General features: G+C 73.4%; 18 protein-coding genes. 6 read left to right on the top strand and 12 right to left on the bottom strand.

Features of this window, described 5'->3' with window-relative positions:
- Positions 1–2 precede the first annotated feature (2 nt).
- The gene (locus tag V5O49_RS13230; RefSeq protein ID WP_332902607.1) at positions 3–2,057 is read left to right on the top strand and encodes a bifunctional aldolase/short-chain dehydrogenase; all 2,055 of its coding nucleotides are present in this window, start codon (positions 3–5) and stop codon (positions 2,055–2,057) included.
- Positions 2,054–3,535 carry a rhamnulokinase gene (locus tag V5O49_RS13225; RefSeq protein WP_332902606.1) on the top strand — a complete coding sequence of 494 codons (1,482 nt, stop codon included), beginning with the start codon at positions 2,054–2,056 and terminating at the stop codon, positions 3,533–3,535. Before V5O49_RS13230 ends, V5O49_RS13225 begins: the two co-directional genes overlap by 4 nt.
- On the opposite strand, the gene V5O49_RS13220 is transcribed toward V5O49_RS13225, so the two are convergent.
- The 5 genes from V5O49_RS13220 to V5O49_RS13200 form a co-directional block, all read right to left on the bottom strand.
- On the bottom strand, positions 3,525–4,028 hold the full coding sequence (locus tag V5O49_RS13220; RefSeq protein WP_332902605.1) for an ATP-binding protein: 504 nt from the start codon (positions 4,026–4,028) through the stop codon (positions 3,525–3,527). The two genes, V5O49_RS13225 and V5O49_RS13220, sit on opposite strands and share 11 nt — an antisense overlap.
- A gap of 140 nt (positions 4,029–4,168) precedes the next feature.
- Entirely contained in the window at positions 4,169–4,948 is a 780-nt protein-coding gene (locus V5O49_RS13215) for an ABC transporter ATP-binding protein (protein ID WP_332902604.1), read from the bottom strand.
- 216 nt (positions 4,949–5,164) lie between these two features.
- Entirely contained in the window at positions 5,165–6,046 is an 882-nt protein-coding gene (locus V5O49_RS13210; protein ID WP_332902603.1) for a sugar phosphate isomerase/epimerase family protein, read from the bottom strand.
- Positions 6,047–6,131: 85 nt separating this feature from the next.
- Positions 6,132–7,331: a dihydrodipicolinate synthase family protein gene (locus tag V5O49_RS13205; protein ID WP_405001195.1), complete on the bottom strand. Its 1,200-nt coding sequence runs from the start codon at positions 7,329–7,331 to the stop codon at positions 6,132–6,134.
- 62 nt (positions 7,332–7,393) lie between these two features.
- Entirely contained in the window at positions 7,394–8,530 is a 1,137-nt protein-coding gene (locus V5O49_RS13200) for a Gfo/Idh/MocA family protein (protein ID WP_332902957.1), read from the bottom strand.
- A gap of 238 nt (positions 8,531–8,768) precedes the next feature.
- Between V5O49_RS13200 and V5O49_RS13195 the strand changes: the two genes are divergently transcribed.
- Positions 8,769–9,791 (top strand): LacI family DNA-binding transcriptional regulator, encoded by a 1,023-nt coding sequence (locus V5O49_RS13195; RefSeq protein WP_332902602.1) that lies wholly within the window; start codon positions 8,769–8,771, stop codon positions 9,789–9,791.
- A 13-nt stretch (positions 9,792–9,804) separates the two neighbouring features.
- Here V5O49_RS13195 and V5O49_RS13190 read toward each other — a convergent pair whose 3' ends face one another.
- Entirely contained in the window at positions 9,805–10,422 is a 618-nt protein-coding gene (locus V5O49_RS13190) for a GNAT family N-acetyltransferase (protein ID WP_332902601.1), read from the bottom strand.
- A 258-nt stretch (positions 10,423–10,680) separates the two neighbouring features.
- Between V5O49_RS13190 and V5O49_RS13185 the strand changes: the two genes are divergently transcribed.
- Complete coding sequence (locus V5O49_RS13185) at positions 10,681–13,044, top strand: rhamnogalacturonan lyase (RefSeq protein ID WP_332902600.1); 2,364 nt, start codon at positions 10,681–10,683, stop codon at positions 13,042–13,044.
- Positions 13,045–13,192: 148 nt separating this feature from the next.
- Here V5O49_RS13185 and V5O49_RS13180 read toward each other — a convergent pair whose 3' ends face one another.
- Positions 13,193–14,395, bottom strand: a complete 1,203-nt coding sequence (locus V5O49_RS13180; RefSeq protein WP_332902599.1) for a glycosyltransferase — start codon at positions 14,393–14,395, stop codon at positions 13,193–13,195.
- 135 nt (positions 14,396–14,530) lie between these two features.
- Positions 14,531–15,184: a uridine kinase family protein gene (locus V5O49_RS13175; protein WP_332902598.1), complete on the bottom strand. Its 654-nt coding sequence runs from the start codon at positions 15,182–15,184 to the stop codon at positions 14,531–14,533.
- A gap of 146 nt (positions 15,185–15,330) precedes the next feature.
- Between V5O49_RS13175 and V5O49_RS13170 the strand changes: the two genes are divergently transcribed.
- Positions 15,331–16,488, top strand: coding sequence for an endo-1,4-beta-xylanase (locus V5O49_RS13170; RefSeq protein WP_332902597.1), 1,158 nt, complete (start codon positions 15,331–15,333; stop codon positions 16,486–16,488).
- Positions 16,489–16,569: 81 nt separating this feature from the next.
- Here the strand turns inward: V5O49_RS13170 and V5O49_RS13165 are convergent, their stop codons facing one another.
- From V5O49_RS13165 to V5O49_RS13155, 3 genes are read right to left on the bottom strand one after another with little or no spacing between them, the layout of a single operon-like run.
- Entirely contained in the window at positions 16,570–17,283 is a 714-nt protein-coding gene (locus V5O49_RS13165) for a LutC/YkgG family protein (protein WP_332902596.1), read from the bottom strand.
- Positions 17,280–18,839, bottom strand: a complete 1,560-nt coding sequence (locus tag V5O49_RS13160) for a LutB/LldF family L-lactate oxidation iron-sulfur protein (protein WP_332902595.1) — start codon at positions 18,837–18,839, stop codon at positions 17,280–17,282. Before V5O49_RS13160 ends, V5O49_RS13165 begins: the two co-directional genes overlap by 4 nt.
- Positions 18,836–19,639, bottom strand: coding sequence for a (Fe-S)-binding protein (locus tag V5O49_RS13155; RefSeq protein ID WP_332902594.1), 804 nt, complete (start codon positions 19,637–19,639; stop codon positions 18,836–18,838). Before V5O49_RS13155 ends, V5O49_RS13160 begins: the two co-directional genes overlap by 4 nt.
- A 96-nt stretch (positions 19,640–19,735) precedes the next feature.
- Between V5O49_RS13155 and V5O49_RS13150 the strand changes: the two genes are divergently transcribed.
- Complete coding sequence (locus V5O49_RS13150; protein ID WP_278236392.1) at positions 19,736–20,443, top strand: FadR/GntR family transcriptional regulator; 708 nt, start codon at positions 19,736–19,738, stop codon at positions 20,441–20,443.
- On the opposite strand, the gene V5O49_RS13145 is transcribed toward V5O49_RS13150, so the two are convergent.
- On the bottom strand, positions 20,440–21,663 hold the full coding sequence (locus V5O49_RS13145; RefSeq protein WP_332902593.1) for an AGE family epimerase/isomerase: 1,224 nt from the start codon (positions 21,661–21,663) through the stop codon (positions 20,440–20,442). The genes V5O49_RS13150 and V5O49_RS13145 overlap by 4 nt on opposite strands.
- Between the last annotated feature and the right edge of the window lie 122 nt (positions 21,664–21,785).

Raw genomic sequence — 21,785 nt, 5'->3', positions numbered from 1 at the left:
CGATGACGAACGAGACCGTTGCCGCTCTGGTCGAGCGGTCCAACCGCCTGGGCGCCGACCCGAAGAACACGAACTACGCCGGCGGCAACACGTCCGCCAAGGGCGTCGAGACCGACCCCGTCACCGGTCAGGACGTCGAGCTGCTGTGGGTCAAGGGCTCCGGCGGCGACCTGGGCACCCTGACCGAGAAGGGCCTGGCCGCGCTGCGCCTGGACCGCATGCGCGCTCTGGTCGACGTCTACCCGGGCGTCGACCGCGAGGACGAGATGGTCGCGGCGTTCGACTACTGCCTGCACGGCAAGGGCGGCGCCGCCCCCAGCATCGACACCGCCATGCACGGGCTCGTCGACGCCAAGCACGTGGACCACCTGCACCCGGACTCCGGCATCGCGATCGCCACCGCCGTCGACGGCCCGGACCTGACCGCGACCATCTTCGGCGGCAAGGTCGTGTGGGTGCCGTGGCGTCGGCCCGGCTTCCAGCTCGGACTGGACATCGCCGAGATCAAGAAGGCCAACCCCGACGCGATCGGGACCGTGCTGGGCGGCCACGGCATCACCGCGTGGGGCGACACCGCCGAGGAGGCCGAGGCCAACTCGCTGTGGATCATCGACACGGCGGCGGCCTACATCGCCGAGCACGGCAAGGCCGAGCCTTTCGGCCCGGCGCTCGACGGCTACGGCGCGCTGCCCGAGGCCGAGCGCCGCGCCAAGGCCGCCGCGCTGGCCCCGCACCTGCGCGCCGTCGCCTCGCACGACAAGCCGCAGGTCGGCCATTTCACCGACTCCGAGCCGGTGCTGGAGTTCCTAGCGCACGCCGAGCACCCCCGCCTCGCCGAGCTCGGGACCTCCTGCCCCGACCACTTCCTGCGCACCAAGGTCAAGCCGCTGGTGATCGACCTGCCGGCGACCGCCAGCGTCGAGGAGATCGTCGAGCGGCTGCCGGAGCTGCACGAGGCGTACCGCGCCGACTACACCGCCTACTACGAGCAGGGGGCCGCCGAGGCGCGCGAGCGCGGCGAGGAGCCGCCCGCGATCCGCGGTGCCGACCCCGCGATCGTCCTCGTCCCCGGCGTGGGCATGTTCTCCTACGGCGGTGACAAGCAGACCGCCCGGGTGGCCGGCGAGTTCTACGTCAACGCCATCAACGTGATGCGCGGTGCCGAGGCCCTGTCGACGTACCAGCCGATCGACACCTCGGAGAAGTTCCGCATCGAGTACTGGGCGCTCGAGGAGGCCAAGCTGCAGCGCAAGCCCAAGCCGAAGCCGCTGGCCACCCGCATCGCGTTCGTCACCGGCGCGGCCTCCGGCATCGGCAAGGCCATCGCCGAGCGGCTCGCCGCCGAGGGCGCCTGCGTCGTGATCGCCGACCTGGACGCCGAGAAGGCGCAGGGGGTCGCCGCGGAGATCGGGTCGACCGACGTCGCCGTCGGGCTCGCCGCGAACGTCACCGACGAGGCCGCGATCCGGGCCGCGCTGGACGAGGCCGTGCTCGCGTTCGGCGGCGTGGACATCGTCGTCAACAACGCCGGGCTGTCGCTGTCCAAGTCGCTGTTCGAGACCACGGCCGACGACTGGGACCTGCAGCACGACGTCATGGCCAAGGGCTCGTTCCTGGTGTCCAAGCACGCCGCACGGATCCTCGTGGACCAGCAGCTCGGTGGCGACATCATCTACATCTCGTCCAAGAACTCGGTGTTCGCCGGTCCGAACAACATCGCCTACTCGGCGACGAAGGCCGACCAGGCCCACCAGGTGCGCCTGCTGGCCGCCGAGCTCGGCGAGCACGGGATCAAGGTCAACGGCATCAACCCCGACGGCGTCGTGCGCGGGTCGGGCATCTTCGCCTCCGGGTGGGGCGCCAACCGGGCCAAGACCTACGGCATCGAGGAGTCGGAGCTCGGCAAGTTCTACGCCCAGCGCACGCTGCTCAAGCGCGAGGTGCTGCCGGAGAACATCGCGAACGTGGCGTTCTCGCTGTGCACCGCGGACTTCTCGCACACGACCGGACTGCACATTCCCGTCGACGCGGGTGTGGCGCAGGCGTTCCTGCGATGAGCGCGTTCGTCGCCGTCGACCTCGGGGCGACCAGCGGCCGGGTGATGCTCGGCGTCGTGACCGGCGGGGCCGGGGACGAGCACGTCGACCTCACCGAGGTCGCACGGTTCGGCAACGGCCCCGTCGAGATCCCCGGGTCCGACGGCACCGCGCTGCACTGGGACCTGCTGCATCTGTGGCGAGGGACCCTCGACGGCCTCCGCGCCGCCGGGGCCCTCGCCCGGGAGCGGGGTGTCGAGATCGCCGGGATCGGCATCGACTCCTGGGCTGTCGACCACGGCCTGTTCGCCGCCGACGGCTCGCTGCTGGCCAACCCGCGTCACCACCGCGACCCCCGGCTGAGCGGTGTGGCGGAGGAGGTGCTCGGCAGGCTCGGTCCCGGCGAGCACTACGGCGTCAACGGGCTGCAGACCCTGCCGTTCAACACCGAGTTCCAGCTCGTGGCCGCCCGGCACGACGCCGTGTGGCCGCTCGTGGACTCGATCCGGCTGATTCCCGACCTCCTCGGCTCGTGGCTCACCGGGGTGACGGTCGCCGAGGTCACCAACGCCTCGACGACCGGGCTGCTGGACGCGACCACCCGGCAGTGGTCCGGTCCGGTCCTCGACGCCCTGCAGCGCGAGTACCCCGAGCTGGGCGACCTGCGAGCCAAGCTCGCCGACGTCGTCGAGCCGGGGACCGTCGTCGGGCACCTGACCGAACGTGTGCAGGACGCCACGGGGCTGGGTGCCGTCCCGGTCGTCGCGGTCGGGTCGCACGACACGGCCTCCGCCGTCGTCGGCGTGCCCGCCAAGGACGAACGGTTCGCTTACGTCTCCTCCGGCACCTGGTCGCTGGTGGGCGTCGAGCTGGACGCCCCGGTGCTCACCGAGGAGAGCCGGCAGGCGAACGTCACCAACGAGCTCGGCGTCGACGGCACGGTGCGCTACCTCAAGAACGTCATGGGGCTGTGGGTGCTCTCGGAGACGCTGCGCACCTGGCAGGAGGCGGGCACGGAGGTCACGCTGGACGAGGCGCTCACGGCCGCCGCCGAGGCCCAGCCGCGTCGGACCGTGGTCGACGTCGACGCCCCCGAGTTCCTCCCGCCCGGGGACATGCCCGCCCGGATCGCCGCGGCGGCCCGGGCCGGCGGACAGCCGGTGCCCGAGAGCGTCGGCGAGACGGTGCGCTGCATCCTGGACTCCCTCGCCGACGCCTACCGGCGGGTGCTGCACGAGGTGACCCGGCTGTCGGGGCGGCACGTCGAGGTGCTGCACGTCGTGGGCGGCGGCTCGCAGAACGAGCTGCTGTGCCGGCTCACGGCGGCCGCCACGGGTCTGCCCGTCGTCGCCGGACCCGTCGAGGGCGCGGCCCTCGGCAACGTCGTGGTCCAGGCGCGGGCCGTGGGGACGCTCGACGGCGACTTGACCCGGTTGCGGGACGTCGTGCGCCGCTCCTCGCGGCTGCGGCGCTACGAACCCCAGCTCGTCAACGGCTGAGCGCTGCCGGCGCCCCGGGTCCGTCGTGGCCCGGGGTCCCGGCGCTGTCGCGCGCCCGGTCCGGGGCGGCGAGCGTGAACCGTGCCCACACGCGCTTCTCCCACGCGGAGTCCCTGTACCAGCCGACGTCGTCGGCGACGCGCAGGGCGAGCTGGAGCCCGAATCCGCCCTTGCCGAGGTCGCGGTGCGGGCTGAGGACCGGCGGGAGGTCGGGCCGCGGGTCCGTCACGGAGACGACGGCGGTCGTCCCGTCGCACCGCAGCTCCAGGCCGGCCGGGCCGCCGGTGTACTCCAGGGCGTTGGACGCCAGCTCGTTGGCGATGAGGACGACGTGCTGGGGCTCGGCGCCCGACGGGGCCAGGCAGCAGTCGCAGGTGCCGTCCGCCAGGCGTTGCAGCGCGTGGTCGAGGTCGGTCCGGATACGGGCGAGGTCGTCGGCGGACTCGACCGTCCAGCGGGCCAGGACGTGGTCGGGGTGGGTGGCGTCGGTCATCCTGCACCACCGAGCCGGACGAGCATCCCTACTCCTCACCCCGTGCTGGACTCCGAGAACGATCCGGCGTCGAGCCTACAACCGGCCCCGGGCCGCCGCCCGTCGGCGGGGAAGGGGAGGGCGGCCGCTCCGTGCCGTCGTCAGCGGAAGCGCTGCACGGCCTGCGGCGCCGCCTCGGCGAGCTCACGCACCACGGGGTGCTCGGCCGTCGACAGGACCTGCGACAGGCTCCCGGAGGCGACGAACGTCCCGTCGCCGAGCACGTGCACGGTGGGGCAGAGCCGTTCGACGAGCTCCAGGTCGTGGGTGACGAGCAGCACGGCGGTGCCCTGGTCCGCGGTCGCGTCCGCGAGCCGGCGCACGACCTCGCCGCGCATCGCCGGGTCGACGGCGGTGAGCGGCTCGTCGAGCAGCAGCGCGTCGGGGCGCGTCGCCAGCGCCGAGGCCAGGGCGAGGCGTTGCTTCTCCCCGCCGGACAGGGTCCCGACCTGGCGGACGGCGAACCGCGGCGCGAGCGCGACGTCGTCGAGCAGCTCCTCGACGGTCCGGCCCGAGGCGCGGCCGGCCTTGCGGGCGTCCGACAGGGCCTTGCCCAGCACGCGGTCGACGGTCCAGCGGGGATCGACGTCGGCGATGCCCTCCTGGGCGACCCGGCGGACCTGGGTGCGGAAGGCCTTCTTGTCCCGCAGGCCGATGCGGCTGACCGTGCGGCCGTGCCACGTGGCGTGCCCGCTGGTCGGCTTCACACGGCCGACCAGTGCCCGCACGATCGTCGACTTGCCGGCGCCGGACGGGCCGACGATACCGACGGGCGCCGAGCCGGTGGTGAGCTCGAGGTCGATGTCGCGGACGACGTCGGGGCCGCCGTAGCCGGCGGAGAGGCCGGAGGCGCGCAGGATCGGGGCGGTGTTCGAGCTCATCGGGACCTTCGGGGTGCTTGGGACTGGTGGCCCGCCGACGGAAAGGGGTGTCGACGGGCCACACGGTACGACGAACGGCGCGCGCCCGCGGTTCCCGTCAGTGCTGTGGGCATGAAATATGCAGCCCTCCGGTGGGGGAGGACTGCATATTTCATGCCCACAGCGAGGGTGGTGCCCACAGCTCGGGTCGTGCGCACGTCCCCGACGGAAGGACGGTCAGAGGTGCGGGGCGACGTGCTCCGCGTAGCGCTCCGCGACCGTCCGCGCGGTCTTGACCGGGTCCGCCGCCCAGATCCCCTCGTTGAAGATCTCGGTCTCGACGTCGCCGGTGTACCCGGCGTCGCGCACCCAGGACGAGATCGTCGCGAAGTCGATGTACCCGTCGCCGACGTGCCCGCGCGAGTTCAGCGCCGTGGCGCCGAACGGCAGGTTCCAGTCGCAGACCTGGTAGCTCGCGATCCGCCCCTCGCGGCCGGCCCGCTCGATCGACCCCCGCAGCTCGGGGTCCCACCAGACGTGGTAGGTGTCCACCACGACGCCCACGGTGCGGGCGTCGAACGGGGCGGACAGGTCGAGCGCCTGGCCCAGCGTGGAGATCACCGCGCGGTCGGCGGCGAACATCGGATGCAGCGGCTCGAGGACGATCCGCACGTCGTGCTCCGCCGCGATCGGCGCGAGGTCGGCCAGCCGGTCCGCCACCCGGGCACGGGCCGCGACGACGTCACGGTCGGTGCCGGGAGCCGGAGGCGCCTCGGGGGAGGACCCCGGCAGGCCGCCGACGACGAACACGAGCTCGCGCGTCCCGACCCCGGCGGCCTCCTCGATCGCCCGGGTGTTCTCCGCGATCGCGTCGCGGACGCCCTCGTCCGTGGCGGCCGTGAGGAACCCGCCGCGGCACAGCGAGGAGACGGTCAGCCCGGCGTCCTCGACGATCGCGCGGGCGGTCTCGGCGCCGTGCTCGGCGACCTGGTGCCGCCACAGCCCGACGGCGCCCATCCCGGCGGCGGCTGCCGCCTGGACGGCCTCGGGCAGCGAGGCGTGCTTGACCGTGGCGGTGTTCAACGAGCAGCGCGACAGGTCCGCTCTCTGCGCGCTCATGCGATTCCCTCCTTGCGTGACCGCTGCGGTGCCTCGCTGCGGTACACCTCGTTCCTCGGCGTCCCTCCGCGGGGGCTCCTCGCGCTCACGAGTCGACCCCGTTCGTCGTCAGCAGCGCCCGCAGCCGCACCGCGGCCAGGTCCGGGTCGAGCAGCATGCCGCAGTCGTCGGCCAGCCGGGCCAGCGTGACCAGGTGGGCCAGGGACCGGCCGGAGTGCAGGCCGCCGACGAGCTGGAAGCCGTCCTGGAAGCCGTTCAGCCAGCTGAGGAACGCCACGCCGGTCTTGTAGTAGTAGGTCGGCGCGGCGAAGATGTGCCGCCCGAGCTTCTCGGTCGAGGCGAGGATGGCGTGCCCCTGAGCGGGTTCGTTCGCGTCGAACGCCTGCAGCGCGGTGGACGCCGCCGGGTAGATCGCCGCGAAGATGCCGAGCAGCGCGTCGGAGTAGCCCTGGGAGTCACCCGTGATGAGCTCGGGGTAGTTGAAGTCGTCGCCGGTGTACAGCCGCACGCGCGACCCGTCCAGCGCCGCGAGCGACCGGCGCAGGCCGACCTCGTGCTGGGCGTCGAGCAGCGAGACCTTGACGCCGTCGACCTTGTCCTGGTGGGCGCGGATGACGTCCAGGAAGGTCGCGGTCGCGGTCTCGACCGAGTCCGAGCCCCAGTAGCCGGCCAGTGCCGGGTCGAACATCGTGCCGAGCCAGTGCAGGACCACCGGCTGGTCGGCCTCGGCGAGCACCGCGTCGTAGACCCGGGCGTAGTCCTCGGCGGACCGGGCGACCTTCGCCAGCGCGCGGGAAGCCATGACGATGACCTGCGCACCGGCCCCCTGCACGACCCGGACCTGCTCGCAGTAGGCGTCGACCACGGCGTCCAGGGCCGCCGTGTCCCCGCGCTGCCACCCGGCCACGCGGGCGGGGTCGAGCTGGTCGGTGCCGGCGCCGCAGGCGATGGCGCCGCCGACGGACGCGGCCTCGGCGGCCGAGCGGCGCACGAGCTCCTGGGTGGCGGCCCAGTCCAGACCCATGCCGCGCTGGGCGGTGTCCATGGCGTCGGCGACGCCCAGGCCGTACCGCCAGATCTGGTGGCGGTAGGCGAGGGTGGCGTCCCAGTCGACGACGGCGGGGGCGCCGGGCACGTTCTCGGCCCCGACCTGCGGGACGACGTGCGCGGCGGCGAAGGCGACCCGCGACCGGATCGGCCCGGTCGGCGCCTGCCACGGGCCGGGGGCGTTGAGCTCGCGCACCTCGGTCCCGGCGACGCGACCGCCGTCGTCGAACCGTGGCAGCCGCACGGTCGCGCCGCTGGCCTCGAGCACCGGGGCGCCGGCGGCGCCCGTCACCGCGGCGCTCACAGCGTGATCTCCGGGACGTCGAGGCGACGGCCCTCGGACGAGGACTGCAGGCCGAGCTCGGCGAGCTGGACGCCGCGGGCGGCGGACAGCAGGTCGAAGCGGTGCTCGCGCCCGGCGACGACGTCGCGCAGGAACTCCTCCCACTGCGCCTTGAAGCCGTTCTCCAGCTCGGCGTTGGCGGGCACGTCGGTCCACTGCTCGCGGAACGACTCGGTGACGGGAAGGTCGGGGTTCCAGACCGGCTTGGGCGTGTTGGAACGCTGCTGGGAGACGCACTTGAACAGGCCGGCGACGGCGGAGCCGTGCGTGCCGTCGATCTGGAACTCGACGAGCTCGTCGCGGTACACGCGCACGGCCCAGGAGGAGTTGATCTGCGCCACGACGGGGTCGCCGTCGGGCGTGGCCATCTCGAAGATGCCGTAGGCGGCGTCGTCGGCGGTGGCGTCGTAGGGCTTGCCCTGCTCGTCCCAGCGGGTGGGGATGTGGGTGATCGTCTGGGCGTTGACCGTCTTGACGGTGCCCAGGATGCCCTCGAGCACGTAGTTCCAGTGGCAGAACATGTCGGTGGTCATGCCGCCGCCGTCCTCGGAGCGGTAGTTCCAGCTCGGGCGCTGGGCCGGCTGGGTCTCGCCCTCGAACACCCAGTAGCCGAACTCGCCGCGCAGCGACAGGATCCGGCCGAAGAACCCCTCGTCCACCAGGCGACGCAGCTTGACCAGGCCGGGCAGGTAGAGCTTGTCGTGCACGACGCCGGCGGTCACGCCGGTCTCGTCGCGCAGCTTCGCGAGGTCGATCGCCTCGGCGAGGGTTTCGGCCGTCGGCTTCTCGGTGTAGACGTGCTTGCCGGCCTTCATCGCCTTCGACAGCGTCTCGGGGCGCAGGTTGGTCATCGCGGCGTCGAACACGATGTCGGTGTCCTCGGCGTGGACGATGCCGTCCAGGTCGGTCGTGTACTCGCTGATGCCGTGCTTCGCGGCGAGGTCGGCGAGCTTGGCCTCGTTGCGACCCACGAGGATCGGCTCGACCTGCACGCGGCTGCCGTCCGGCAGGGTCACGCCGCCCTGCTCGCGGATCGGCAGGATGGAGCGGAGCAGGTGCTGGCGGTACCCCATGCGGCCGGTCACGCCGTTCATGGCGATGCGCAGGGTGCGGGTGGTGGTCACGGACGGACTCCTTCGTCGGACGCGCGGGGCGTCGCTGCGGTGCTGCCGTGCGGCGAGAGCTGCCGCGGCTCGGCAAGAGCGGGTGCGGTCGGCACGGAATGCGCTTTCCGGTCTCACGGTAAGGTGTCTCCCGCGGCACGTCAAGCAGTCGCCGTCCGGCCCGGTCCGCCCCGCGGACGGCCGGTCCGCAGCGGACGAGGAGGATCAGGTGGCCAGAGCGCGGTTGCAGGACGTCGCCGACCGGGCCGGGGTGTCCCTGGCGACCGCGTCGCGTGTGCTCAACGGGTCGGCGCGCCAGCCCGGACCCGAGCTGGTCAGCCGTGTGCGCGCGGCCGCGGCGGAGCTCGGCTACGTCGTCAACGCGCAGGCCCAGGCCCTGGCCCGGTCGCGCACCGGCCTGCTCGGTCTCGTGGTGCAGGACATCTCCGACCCCTACTTCTCCTCGATCGCCGCCGGTGCGCAGGCGGCCGCCCGCGAGCACGGGCGCATGGTCCTGCTGGCCTCCACCGACCGCGACCCGTCCGCCGAGCACGACGCCGTCGCGGCCTTCGCCGCCCACCGGGTCGACGCCGTCGTCGTGGTCGGCACCCGGTGGTCGGCCGAGGAGGACGCTCCGGTGGCCGCCGAGCTCGCCGCGTTCGAGGCGTCCGGAGGGCGCGCGGTCGTCGTCGGGCAGCCGCTGGGACCGGCCGTCGTGGTGCGTCCGCCCAACGCCGAGGGTGCCGCGGACCTCGCGACCGCGCTGCTGGCCGAGGGGCACCGGCGGTTCGTCCTGCTCAGCGCCGCGAGCCGCGTCCGCACGGCGCAGGAGCGCGCCGGGTCGTTCGCCGAGGCCGTGACCGCCGGCGGCGGCGAGGTCGTGGAGGTCGTCGAGCGCGAGTTCTCCCGCGACGGCGGGTACGCGGCCGGCGACCGGGTCGCCGAGCTGGCGCGCGCCGCGGTCGCCGATGGTCTCGACACCCCGTGCGTCTTCGCGGTGAGCGACGTCATGGCGATCGGTCTGATCGCCCGGCTGCGCGATATCGGTGTCGGCGTGCCCCGCGACGTCCGGGTGGCGGGCTTCGACGACATCCCCACCCTCCACGACCACGTCCCGGCCGTGTCCACGGTGCACATCCCGCTGGAGGAGATGGGGCGGCTGGCCGTGGCGGCCGCCGTGTCCGAGGACGGTGCCGACGTCGGCGCCTCCGTCGGGCACGAGGTCGTGCTGCGCGAGTCCACCGCGCGCTGAGGATCAGCGCTCGTCAGCTCTCGTCGCCGGGGGCCAGGCGCATCAGGACGCGTGGGAAGCCGTCGAGCCGCGACGACGTCGCGGCGGCGACCCGGAACCCCGCACGCTCGAACATCGCCCGGGTGCCGACGTAGGCCATCGTGGTGTCGACGGTCTCGCCCCGGTTGTCCAGCGGGTACGCCTCGACGGCGGGTGCGCCGCGATCCAGCGCGAACCGGACGGCTCCGGCGATCAGCGGTGCGGTCAGGCCGGTCCCGCGGTACCCGGGCCGCACGCGCAGGCACCACAGCGACCACACGTCGAGGTCGTCGACGTGCGGGATCGAACGGCTTCGCGCGAAGGCCGTGTCCGCGCGGGGGTGGATCGCGGCCCAGGCCACGGGCTCGCCGCCGAGGGAGGCGATGACGCCGGGCGGCGGGTCCTCGGCGCAGAGCTCGCGCACCCGCTCGCGCCGCGCCGGTCCGCGCAGGCGCCGGTTCTCCGCGGACCCGATCCGGTAGCCCAGGCAGAAGCAGACGGTCGCGTCCGGGCGTCGGGGGCCGACGAGAGCGGTGACGTCGTCGAGGTCCGAGGCGGGGTGCACCGCGACCGGTGCCGGCGGCGGCCCGCCGGGCGCGGCGGCTCGGGGCATCGCTGCACCTCCCGCGACACGGCGTCCGGAGGGTTCCGGACACCTCCGATCCTCGTGGTCCCGTCCCGGCGGGGCAACGGGAGGCGACGGATGCGTGCCCCTGGCACATGTCGCCGACGTGCCCTAGGCTCGTGCGTGAATCGATACAAGATGTCGGTTCAACGCTCCGACGCTGTGGCGAGGACGCCGACCGGCGTGCCGACGTGGTCACCTCCGTCGAGCGTGTTCATCGATGCAACGACGCATGGAAGGAACCTGATGCGACGACGCAGGACCACCTGGCTGGCGGCGAGCGCCGCGGCCTGCAGCCTCATCGTCCCGACGGCGGCCGCCACCGCGGTACCGCCCTCGCACGCCGGGCCGGACGACACCGTCCAGCTCGAGGCCCTCGACCGCGGGCTGGTCGCCGTCACCATCGACGACGGCGTCTACCTCGGCTGGCGCCTCCTGGGCTCCGAGGTCACCGGCGCCACGTCCGACGGCATGACCGGGGCGGACTTCGCCGTCTACCGCGACGGCGACAGGATCGCCACCGTCACCGACTCCACCAACTACCTCGACACCGCCGGGACTCCGGACTCCCGCTACCGGGTCGTGCCCGTCGTCGACGGCACGGAGCAGCGGCGCGACCGCTCCGCCGTCGTCACGCCGTGGGCCCAGGACCACCGGGCGATCGCGATGAACAAGCCCGACGACGGCGTCACCCCGGTCGGCGAGGAGTACACCTACTCCGCGAACGACCTGTCGGTGGCCGACCTCGACGGCGACGACGAGCTCGAGCTCGTCGTCCAGTGGGACCCCTCCAACGCCAAGGACGTCTCCCAGAAGGGCTACACCGGCAACACCTATCTCGACGCCTACGAGATGGACGGCACCCAGCTCTGGCGCATCGACCTCGGCGTCAACATCCGGTCCGGAGCCCACTACACCCAGTTCCCCGTCTACGACTTCGACGGGGACGGCCGGGCCGAGGTCATGGTCAAGACGGCCCCGGGCACGAAGGTCACGCGCTACACCCCGAGCGGGCAGGTCAAGGACACCCGCCACGTGCAGATCCCGGCGGACGACGTCGCCGCCGGCATCACGCACGACGACGACTACCGCATGAGCGCCGACGACTACCTCGAGCACGTCGTCGACATGTTCGCCGGCTGGACCGAGAACCCCGAGGTGTCCTCCGGCCAGTGGCCCGCCACCCTCAAGGAGGCGTTCGCCGACGCGATGCCCGGCATCGACGACCCCACCTCGGAGAACTACCTCCCGGACTACGGGTACCCGCTGTCCGCGGCGGACGCCCGGGCCACGGCCGAGTACTTCGTCGACGTCTACGCTCCCGCGCGCAGCGGCCGCAACGACCTGCGCACCTTCGAGGGCTTCGTCGTCTCCGGCCCCGAGTACCTCTCGGTCTTCGACGGGAAGTCCGGCAAGCCGCTCGAGACCGTCGACTACACGCCCGCCCGGTACGACGACGGGCTGCGGTGGGGCGACTACGCCATGTCCCGCATCGAGCCGGGCAACCGGGTCGACCGCTTCCTGGCCGGCGTCTCCTACCTCGACGGCGAGCACCCCTCGGCCGTGTTCGCCCGCGGCTACTACACGCGCACCACGCTCGTCGCCTACGACTGGGACGGCCGTGAGCTGACGCAGCGGTGGAACGTCGACTCCGGGTGGACGCCGATGGACAACCCGTTCAACGACGGCCCGCACGGCACCCCGGGCACCGACCCCGAGTTCGGCCGGATCACCACGCAGGGCCAGCACTCGATGTCGTCGGCCGACCTCGACGGGGACGGCAAGCAGGAGATCCTCTACGGTGCCGCCGCCATCGACCACGACGGCTCGCTGCTGTGGAACGCCACGGCCGAGATGCCGCCCGAGTCCGCGAACCCCGGGGCCGAGGCGGGACTGGGGCACGGCGACGCCATGCACGTCACCGACATCCTGCCCGAGCGCCCTGGCCTGGAGGCGTTCATGGTGCACGAGGGCGGTCCGTGGGCCCCGTTCGGCACCTCGCTGCTCGACGCCGCCACCGGCGAGGTCATCGAGGGCGTCTACTCGGGCCGTGACACCGGTCGCGGGATGATCGGCGACGTCCGGCCGGACGTGCCGGGCATCGAGATGTGGTCCTCCATGCCGGGCGGCACCGACGCCTCCGGTCTGCTCGACTCCGACTGGAACACGCTGTCGGCGTCGACCCCGGGGACGAACCAGTCGGTGCGCTGGGCCGCGGACGGGTCCACGCAGGTCTTCGACTACGACCGCCTCTCGAACGACGTGCGCGAGTGGGAGCCGAAGATCGTCGACTGGGCCTCCGGCTCCGAGCGCGTGCTGGAGGGCACGCTGACCAACAACGACACCAAGGGCAACGCCGGTCTGATCGCCGACGTCCTCGGTGACTGGCGCGAGGAGATCCTCGTGCGGTCGGCCGACTCCTCCGAGATCCGGCTCTACACCTCGACCGAGGTGACGGACACCAAGATGTACACGCTGCTGCACGACCCCCAGTACCGCGCGGAGGTCGCCCGCCAGCAGACCGCGTACAACCAGCCCTCCTACCCGGGCTTCTACCTCGCCTCGGACACCGACTACACGGAGGTGCCGCTGCCGCCGAACGCCGGCTGAGCAGGACGAGCAGCAGGCGGGGGTCCGACCCCGACGGCACGGTCGTCAAGCGGGAAGCGCAGGGCGCGCAGCGCCCGTGAGCGCGACCGTGCCGTCGGGGTCGAACCCCCGCCGTTCGTCGTGGCGGAGCGGTGTCGCGGCCGGACCCTCAGGCGGCGACCTGCAGGCCGGTGCCGCGGAACGCCTGCTCGAGCACCTGGGCGTAGCCGGACAGCATCCGCACGTGGCTGAACCGCTGGCGTGCGGCAGTGAGCGCGCCGCGCAGCTCGCCGCGCCGGGCCGCTGCCTCGATCCACGTCTCGGCGATCTCCTCGGCGTCGAAGCTCGTGACGAACCCGATGCGCTCGACCAGGCGGGCGCTGTCGCCGACCGGGGTGGTGACGGGGACGGCGCCGCTCATCGCGCCCTCGATGAGGCACAGCGGGGCGGCCTCGCCGAACGCCGAGGTGAGGGCCACGACGTCGGCCATCGCGAAGACGTTCTCCATGTCCCGGCGCACGCCCTGCGGGTGGACCCGTGCCAGCAGGTCCGGACGGTCGCCGAAGGTCTCCTCGAGGTCCGCGACCAGGCCGGTGTTCTCCGTGGTCATGCCGGCGCCGCACATCATCACGTGACCGGCGGGCTCCCGCTCCAGGAAGGCGCGGGCGGCGGCCAGGAAGAGCCGGGGGTTCTTCATGGCGTCGTAGCGGGCCGCGTAGGCGACCAGGGTGGCGTCGGCCGGGATGCCGTGCGCACCGCGCAGCGCCATGCGCCGGACGCGGCGCAGCGGGTGGTAGCGGGTGAGGTCGATGCCGTTGGGCACGACCCGCAGCAGGTGCTCCGGGACGCCGGCGGCGGCGTAGGCCTCCTTGGTGGACTCCGCGCAGCAGATGCCGGCGACGAGCCGGCCGCTGTCGGCGGCGGCCTTGAGGTCGTCCAGCGCCGCGCCCGAGTGCTCCGGGTCGCTGCGGTGCAGGCAGGCCACCACGGGGCGGTCCGGGAAGCCCGGGTGCACGGCGAGGCGCAGCGGCTGCTCCTTGAGGGACATCACGACGTCGACGCCGGTGGCCTCGCGGGCGGCGATCTCCATCTCGGCGTCGGTGAAGGTCCGGGGGTCGTGGTCGTCGTCGGTCGACCGACCGAGGGTGGAGATCCGCACGCCGACCGACCGCAGGGACCGGTACCGCGGGTCGTCCTGCATCCGCTGCAGCATCGTCTCGCGTCGCACGGCGTCGTGGATGCTGAGGGCCGAGTGCTGCTGGTGGCCGTGGGTGTGCAGACCGGACACGACGGTCGAGTGCAGCACACGCGCACCGCCGGAGAAGAATCCCTCGTAGAGGGACAGGACACGAAGAGAACTGTGCTCGAACACGCTGACCACCTCCTGCTCTCAGGGTGGAGGTGCGTGATGTGGGGGTGATGACCGTGGTGTTACGTCTTCATGACACTTTGCGGGCCGATGACGTGGACAGTCCTGGCGGTCCGCGAGCGTTCGCCGGGTCGAGAGTCAGGCGAGCGCGCGGATCTCGTGCTCAGCGGCGTGCGGTGCGAGGGGGCGGCACCCGAGCCCGGTCCAGCGGCGCACCAGGGCGGGTTCGGCGCGCAGCAGCCCCCAGCCGCGGCGCAGCAGCGTGAACGGCGGCTTGCGGGACTCGGCGAGGTCGCGCAGCAGGCGGAACCAGAACGTCACCAGGCGCGGGCGTGCCAGGCAGATGGCGTCGGCCAGGATGCCCTCGGCGCGCAGGTCGGACACGAGCTCGGCGGCGAAGACGCCCTCGGCCAGCACCACCTTCTCGCCGTGCGCGTCGACCATCGTGGCGCCGGTCCGGCGCGACGTCGGGATGTCGTAGACGGGGACCTCGGTGCGGCCGGTGGTCGCGAGGGTGCGCAGCGCCTGCAGGGCGGCGTCGTGGTCCCAGCTCGCCGGGTCGTCCCAGTCGACGATGCCGAAGGCGTGCGGCATGCCGGGGTGGTCGTGGTCGCGGTAGAAGTCGTCGAGCATGACGACGGGCAGCCCGAGCCGGCGCGTCAGGGCGGACTTGCCGCTGCCGGAGGCTCCGGTGAGCAGCACGATCCGGGTGGTGGGACGACGTGCCTCGGCCGGGACGTCGAAGAGGGCGTCGGACGGCGGCACGGGAGCGGGCAGGTCGCTGTCGGTCACGGGAGCCCATTGTGCGACGTCGGCGACGTGCGGGCGACCGGCGCGCGAGGAGCGAGAGCATTGCGAAACCGATATCGATAACGATATCGTCGCGATTCCGGCGGCTCGACGACGAGCCGCCGGGCTCCACACAGGAAGGAACGACGATGTCCCATTCCCCGAGCACCAGGCGTGCTGCCGCCGTCGCGGCGTCGGCGGTCGCCGCCCTCGCCCTGTCCGGCACCGCGGTCCAGGCCACCCCGCCGGACACGACCCTGCGCGCCGAGGCGCCCCGCGACCTCCAGATCGGCAGCGCCGTCTGGGGTCAGCGTGACCTCCTCGGCCACGACCCCCAGGACCCGACCGCGTTCCAGCAGATCCTCGCGGCGGAGTTCGGCTCCCTCACGCCCGAGAACGACATGAAGTGGGCCGAGATCCACCCCGAGCCGGACGTCTACGACTTCGCCGGCGCGGACGCCCTCATGGCCTTCGCGCAGGCCCACGGCCAGGAGGTCCGCGGGCACACCCTGCTGTGGCACAGCCAGAACCCGGGCTGGGTGACCGAGGCGGCCGCGACCTGGACGTGCGACGAGGCGCGCGACGTCCTCGAGGACCACGTCCGCACCGTCGTCGGCCGCTACGCCGGCGACATCTACGAGTGGGACGTGGCCAACGAGCTCGTCCAGGACGAGTGGGACGCGGGCGGCGTGCGACTGCGCACCGAGGCCAACCCGTTCCTCGCGGCCTGCTCCGACGACCCGGTCGCCCTGATCGGTGACGTCTTCCGCTGGACCCACGAGGAGGACCCCGAGTCGGTGCTCTTCCTCAACGACTACAACGCCGAGGGCGTCAACGCCAAGACCGACGCCTACTACGCGCTGGCCCAGGAGCTGCTCGCCGACGGCGTGCCGCTGCACGGGTTCGGCGCCCAGGGCCACCTGAGCCTCCAGTACGGGTTCGACGAGTCGATCCAGGAGAACTTCGAGCGGTTCGCCGACCTCGGGCTGAAGGTGGCGGTCACCGAGGCCGACGTGCGCATGCCGCTCGGCGAGGACGGCGAGCCGACCGCCGAGCAGATCGCGCTCCAGGCGGAGCGGTACGACAAGATGCTCCAGGCCTGCCTGGAGGTGGCCGCCTGCACGAGCTTCACGGTCTGGGGCTTCGACGACGGGCGGTCGTGGGTCCCCGACGTGTTCCCCGAGGGGTACGCCACGATCATGACCGAGGCCTACGAGAAGAAGCCGGCCTACGACGTCCTGCTCGAGAGCCTCACCGCGGCCACGCCCGGCCGGTCCCCGCGGACCCCGCCGGGTCTGAACGAGTAAGGCATCCGGCCGAGGTAGGCAACGTCCGGCCGAGGTAGGCGTCGCCATCGCGCGGGGTCGCCTACCTCGGCCGGACGTTGCCTACCTCGGCGACACCAGCAGCACGTGCAGCGTGCGCGGCCCGTGCACCCCCTCGACCCGGTCGAGCTCGATGTCGCTGGTGGCGCTCGGGCCCGAGATCCACGTCTGCGGCCGCTCCGGGTGCGCGGACAGCCGGCGCACCATCTCCGGCACGGTCTGGACCACCTGGTCGGTCCGCACGACGCACAGGTGCACGTCGGGCACGAGCGACACCGCCCGACGTCCCTGGTCGGGCTCGCCGTCGAGCACGATCGTGCCGGTCTCGGAGCAGGCGACGCGCGCCGCGGTCACCACGGCGTCCAGCGCGTCCAGGTCGCCGGCCGTCAGCGGCGCCTCCGGTGTGTCCCGGTGCACGACGACGTCGTCCGGCAGGGCGGCCAGCCACCCGGCCTCGAGACCGGACGGGGCCACGAGCGCGGCCGGGGCGGACCGGTCGGCCCCGGCCCCCGGGAGCTCCGCCACGAGCGCGGCGATCGCCGCGGGCAGCTCGTCGGGGGAGACCTGCCGCACGTGCGCCTTGTAGTCCTCGAGCCGGTCGGTGAGCTGGTCGACGACGGCGGCCGACCCGGGGGCGTGCTCGCCGGCGGTCCGGTACTCCCGCGGCACCTCCACGGCCGCGGGCGCCGTGCCGACCCGCCCGGCCGCCGTCGTCCCCGTCCCCGGCTGCCCGAGCGCCGCCCGGATCCGCTGCAGCACCTCCTCGCGCGCGCTCATCGCTCGCCTCCGTCCTTCTCGTGCTCCGCCATCCACTGCCGGAACGTCTGCTTCGGCGGCGCGGGCAGGTCCCGCGACCGGGTCCACGCGGACGCCGGCGGCGGGGCGTACGAGACGACGCCGTCGGACCCACCGAGCGCGTGCCCCAGCGTGGCGGCACGTCCCGCCACGCCGAACCGTCCGCCGTCGGACATCACCCAGGAGGCGGCCTTCATGGCCGCCCGCCACGGGTCCACGGCCGACCGGCTCCGGTCGGCGTCGACCTCGCGGGCCCGCAGGTCGACGAGGATCGACGGGATGTCGATCTTGACGGGACAGACGTCGTAGCAGGCGCCGCACAGCGTCGAGGCGTAGGGCAGCGAGGAGTTGACGTCGTCGGAGCCGGACAGGCCGCCGCTGGACGCCGTGAGCTGCGGGGTCAGGATCGCCCCGATGGGGCCCGGGTAGACCGACCCGTAGGCGTGCCCGCCGACCCGCTCGTACACCGGGCACACGTTGAGGCAGGCCGAGCAGCGGATGCAGTGCAGCGCCGAGCGGCCCACCTCGTCGGCCAGCACGTCCGTGCGGCCGTTGTCGAGCAGGACCAGGTGGAACTCCTGCGGGCCGTCGCCCGGGGTCACGCCCGTCCACAGCGAGGTGTACGGGTTCATGCGCTCGCCGGTCGAGGACCGCGGCAGCAGCTGCAGGAACACCTCCAGGTCGTCGTAGGTCGGGACGAGCTTCTCGATGCCCATCACCGTCACGAGCGTCTCGGGCATCGTCAGGCACATGCGGCCGTTGCCCTCGGACTCCACGACGGCCAGGGTGCCGGTGTCGGCGACGCCGAAGTTCGCGCCCGACACGGCGACCTTCGCCGAGAGGAACTTGCGCCGCAGGTGCGCGCGGGCGGCCATGGCCAGCTCGCGCGGCACGTCCGACAGGTCCTCGGGGGCGTCGCCCATGCGCCGGCGGAAGATGTCGCGGATCTCGGACCGGTTGCGGTGGATGGCCGGGACGAGGATGTGCGAGGGCATGTCGTCGGCGAGCTGGACGATGAGCTCGGCCAGGTCCGTCTCGATGGCGGCGATGCCTTCGTCGGCCAGGTGCTCGTTGAGGCCGATCTCCTGGGTCGCCATGGACTTGACCTTGACGACCTCGTCGGCCTGCTTGGCCCGGGCGATCTCGGTGACGATGCGGTTCGCCTCGGCCGCGTCCCGGGCCCAGTGCACGACGCCGCCGCGGGCGGTGACGTTCTCCTCCAGCCGGGCCAGCAGGTCGGGCAGGTCGGCCATCACCTGCTCCTTGACGGCCGAGCCGGCGTCCCGCAGCGCCTCCCAGTCGGGGACCTCGCCGACGACGGCGGCCCGCTTGCCGCGGATCGTGCGGGTGGCGTGCCCGAGGTTCGCGCGGAGCTGGTCGTCGCGCAGAGTCTGTTTCGCCGCGGCCGGGAAGGCGTCGCCCCAGCGCAGCGGCTCGTCGGGGTGGGGGACCGGGCCGAACGGCTCGTCCGGGGCGTCGCCGCCGGTCGCGGCGTCGGACCGCCGCCGGATGCCGGGGATGCCGAGGAACGTGCTCATCGGGCGACCTCCACGGAGTCGGCGCCCGAGCGGGCGCGGGGCAGGGCGGTGGGTTCGGAGCGGGTCGAGGCCAGGATCTCGGCGAGGTGCAGCGTCCCGACCCCGGCGCGCTCCCGCGAGAGTCCGCCGCCGATGTGCATGAGGCAGGACATGTCGCCGGCGGTCAGCACCTCGGCCCCGGTGCCGCGCACGTTCGCCGTCTTGTCCACGAGCATCGCGGCCGAGGTGTCGGCGTTCTTCAGCGCGAAGGTGCCGCCGAACCCGCAGCACGACTCGGCCTCGGGCAGCTCGACCAGGTCGATGTCCTCGACGGCGCGCAGCAGCCGCAGCGGGCGCTCGCCGACCCCGAGCATGCGCAGCGAGTGGCAGGTCGGGTGGTAGGTGACCCGGTGGGGGAACCAGGCGCCGACGTCGGTGACGCCGAGCACGTCGACGAGCAGCTCGGACAGCTCGTAGGTCTTCGCGGCCACGGCGTCGGCGGTGGCGGCCAGGTCGTCGAGGCCCGCACGACGGCAGACCATGGCCTGCTGGTGGCGCACCGACCCCGTGCACGACCCGGAGGGGATCACGACGGCATCCCACTCGCCGTCGGCCACGGGGGCGAAGGTCTGCACGTGGTTGCGCACCACGGGCACGGCCTCGTCCACGTAGCCGGTGTTGATGTGCATCTGTCCGCAGCACGCCTGGCTGCGGGGGAAGACGACGTCGTGCCCGAGCCGTTCCAGCAGGCGCACGGTGGCGCGCGGGGCGCCGGGGAAGAGGGTGTCCGCGATACAGGTCGCGGCCAGGGCGATGCGCAACGTCCGGCTCCTTCGGCGGCGTGATGACACTACGTAAGGTCCGACCACTGTAGACCATGAATCGGCTTGTGGTCAGACCGACGCTAGGATCGATCCGTGCGTACCCACGAGAGAGTCCTCGCCCGCATCGAGTCCGACCTGGCCGCCGGCCGGTGGGCGCTGGGGGAGCGGCTCCCCGCCGAGCGGGCGCTCGCGGAGGAGCTCCAGGTCTCGCGTCCCTCGGTGCGCGAGGCGATCCGGATCCTCGAGGCCATGGGCATGATCCGCACCGCGGTCGGCTCCGGGCCCGACGCCGGTGCGACCGTCATCGACCGCCCCGCGGCCGGCCTCGGCGCGGCCGTGCGGCTGCACGTCGCGTCCGGGACCCTGCCGGTCCACGACGTCGTCGCGACGCGCGACGCGCTGGAGAGCTGGGCGGTCCGCGAGGCCGCCGGCCGCGGCGCCGGCTCGGACGACGACTGGGTCGCGGAGGCCGGGCGGCTCCTGGCCGCCATGGAGGTCCCGGACCTGGCGGTCGACGAGTTCGTCCGGCTCGACCAGGACTTCCACCTGGTCCTGGTCCGGCTCGGCGAGAACCAGCTCGTCGAGGCGATCCTCACCGGGCTGCGCAGCGCGGTGAGCTCCTACGTCGCGCGCGGCGTCGAGCAGCTGCCGACCTGGCCCGCGACGGCGGACCGGCTGTGCCGCGAGCACCGGACGATCCTCGACGCGGTGGTCGCCGGCGACGTCGACCGGGCCGTCCAGGTCACCCACGACCACATCTGGGGCTTCTACCGCGAGACGGGTCTCGCGGGGGACGTCTAGGCGCTGCGGCGCACGGACTCCGCGAACGACCCGCTCACCGGCAGGTCCGGCACCAGCAGCGCCTGCACCGCGTGGTAGATGTCCGGCTTGCCGTCCCAGACGGTAGCCGTCGGGCGGTCGTGGGGGTCGAGCTCGTGGTGCCACGAGCCGCGGTCGGTGTCGACGAACCGGTCGCGGAGCAGGTCCCACCAGGACGCCGCGAGCTCGCGGTAGCGCGACTCGCCCGTCACCGCCGCCAGCACCTCGGCGGCCGCGACGGCCTCGGCCGCGACCCAGTGGAACCGGCGCCGCTCGACGGGCTCGCCGGACCAGTCCACCGTGTAGACGAACCCGGTGCCGTCGAACCCGTCGGCCAGGGCCCGCTCGAAGAGGCGTCGGGCGGTCTCCGTGCGCCGGCCCGGGGTCCCCCCGGCGACGTCGACCTGGAGGAGGAGCCGGGCCCACTCGAAACCGTGCCCCGGGGTGGACCCGTAGGGCTTGAACGGGTCGCGGGGGCGGTCGGCGTTGAGCTCGAGGTCGGGGGTCCAGTCGGTCGTGAAGTGCTCCGGGACCCGCCACCGCGTCGCCTCGGCCCACTGCGCCACCCGGTCGCAGATCCGCACGGCGCGGTCGTGCCACCGGGGGTCGCCGGTCGCGTCGGCGGCGGCGAGCAGCGCCTCGACGCCGTGCATGTTCGCGTTGATGCCGCGGTAGGTCGACAGGACGGTCCAGCTGCGGTCCCACTCGTCGACGAGCATCCCCGGCCCGTCGTCCCAGAACCGCCGGTCGAGGACGTCCAGGGCCTCGTCGAGCAGGGCTTCCGCGCCGGGGCGTGCGGCCTGGACCGCGGAGGCGGCGGCGAGCACCACGAACGCGTGGGCGTAGGCCGCCTTGGTGCCGTCGACGGCGTCGTCCGGCCCGACGGCGGCGAACCACCCGCCGTGCTCGTCGTCGTGCAGCGGGCCGGTCAGCCCGGCCAGGGCCCGGTCGGCGAGGGCGTCGCACCCCGCAACGCCCAGCAGGTGTCCGAGGGCGTAGGAGTGGGCCATCCGTGCGGTGATCCAGGTCTGCGTCGGCCGGGTCCGGTCCGCCGCGCCGTCGGCGTCGAGCCAGGCCGCGCCGTCCGGGCCGCTGAGCGCGGCGGCGCCGAAGTCGAGCAGGCGGCGGACCTCGGCGGCGCGCCACCGACGGGCGTCGGCGGGCGTCGTCGGCGGCGTCGGCGCCGCGTCGTGCTCGGTCACCCGGGGTCCTCTCGATCGGGTCGACGCGTGGTGGTCGCGCGCCTGGTCACCAACGTACGGGACGGGCCTCCGGACCGGCCACGGTCCGCGCTCGTCGAGGGTGGACCCCTGGACAGCGGCCC

Origin of the sequence: Isoptericola haloaureus (genome assembly GCF_036689775.1) — a bacterium.
GTDB lineage: Bacteria > Actinomycetota > Actinomycetes > Actinomycetales > Cellulomonadaceae > Isoptericola > Isoptericola haloaureus.
Note: the sequence above shows the minus strand (reverse complement) of the source record. Positions and strands in the feature narration are given on the sequence as shown.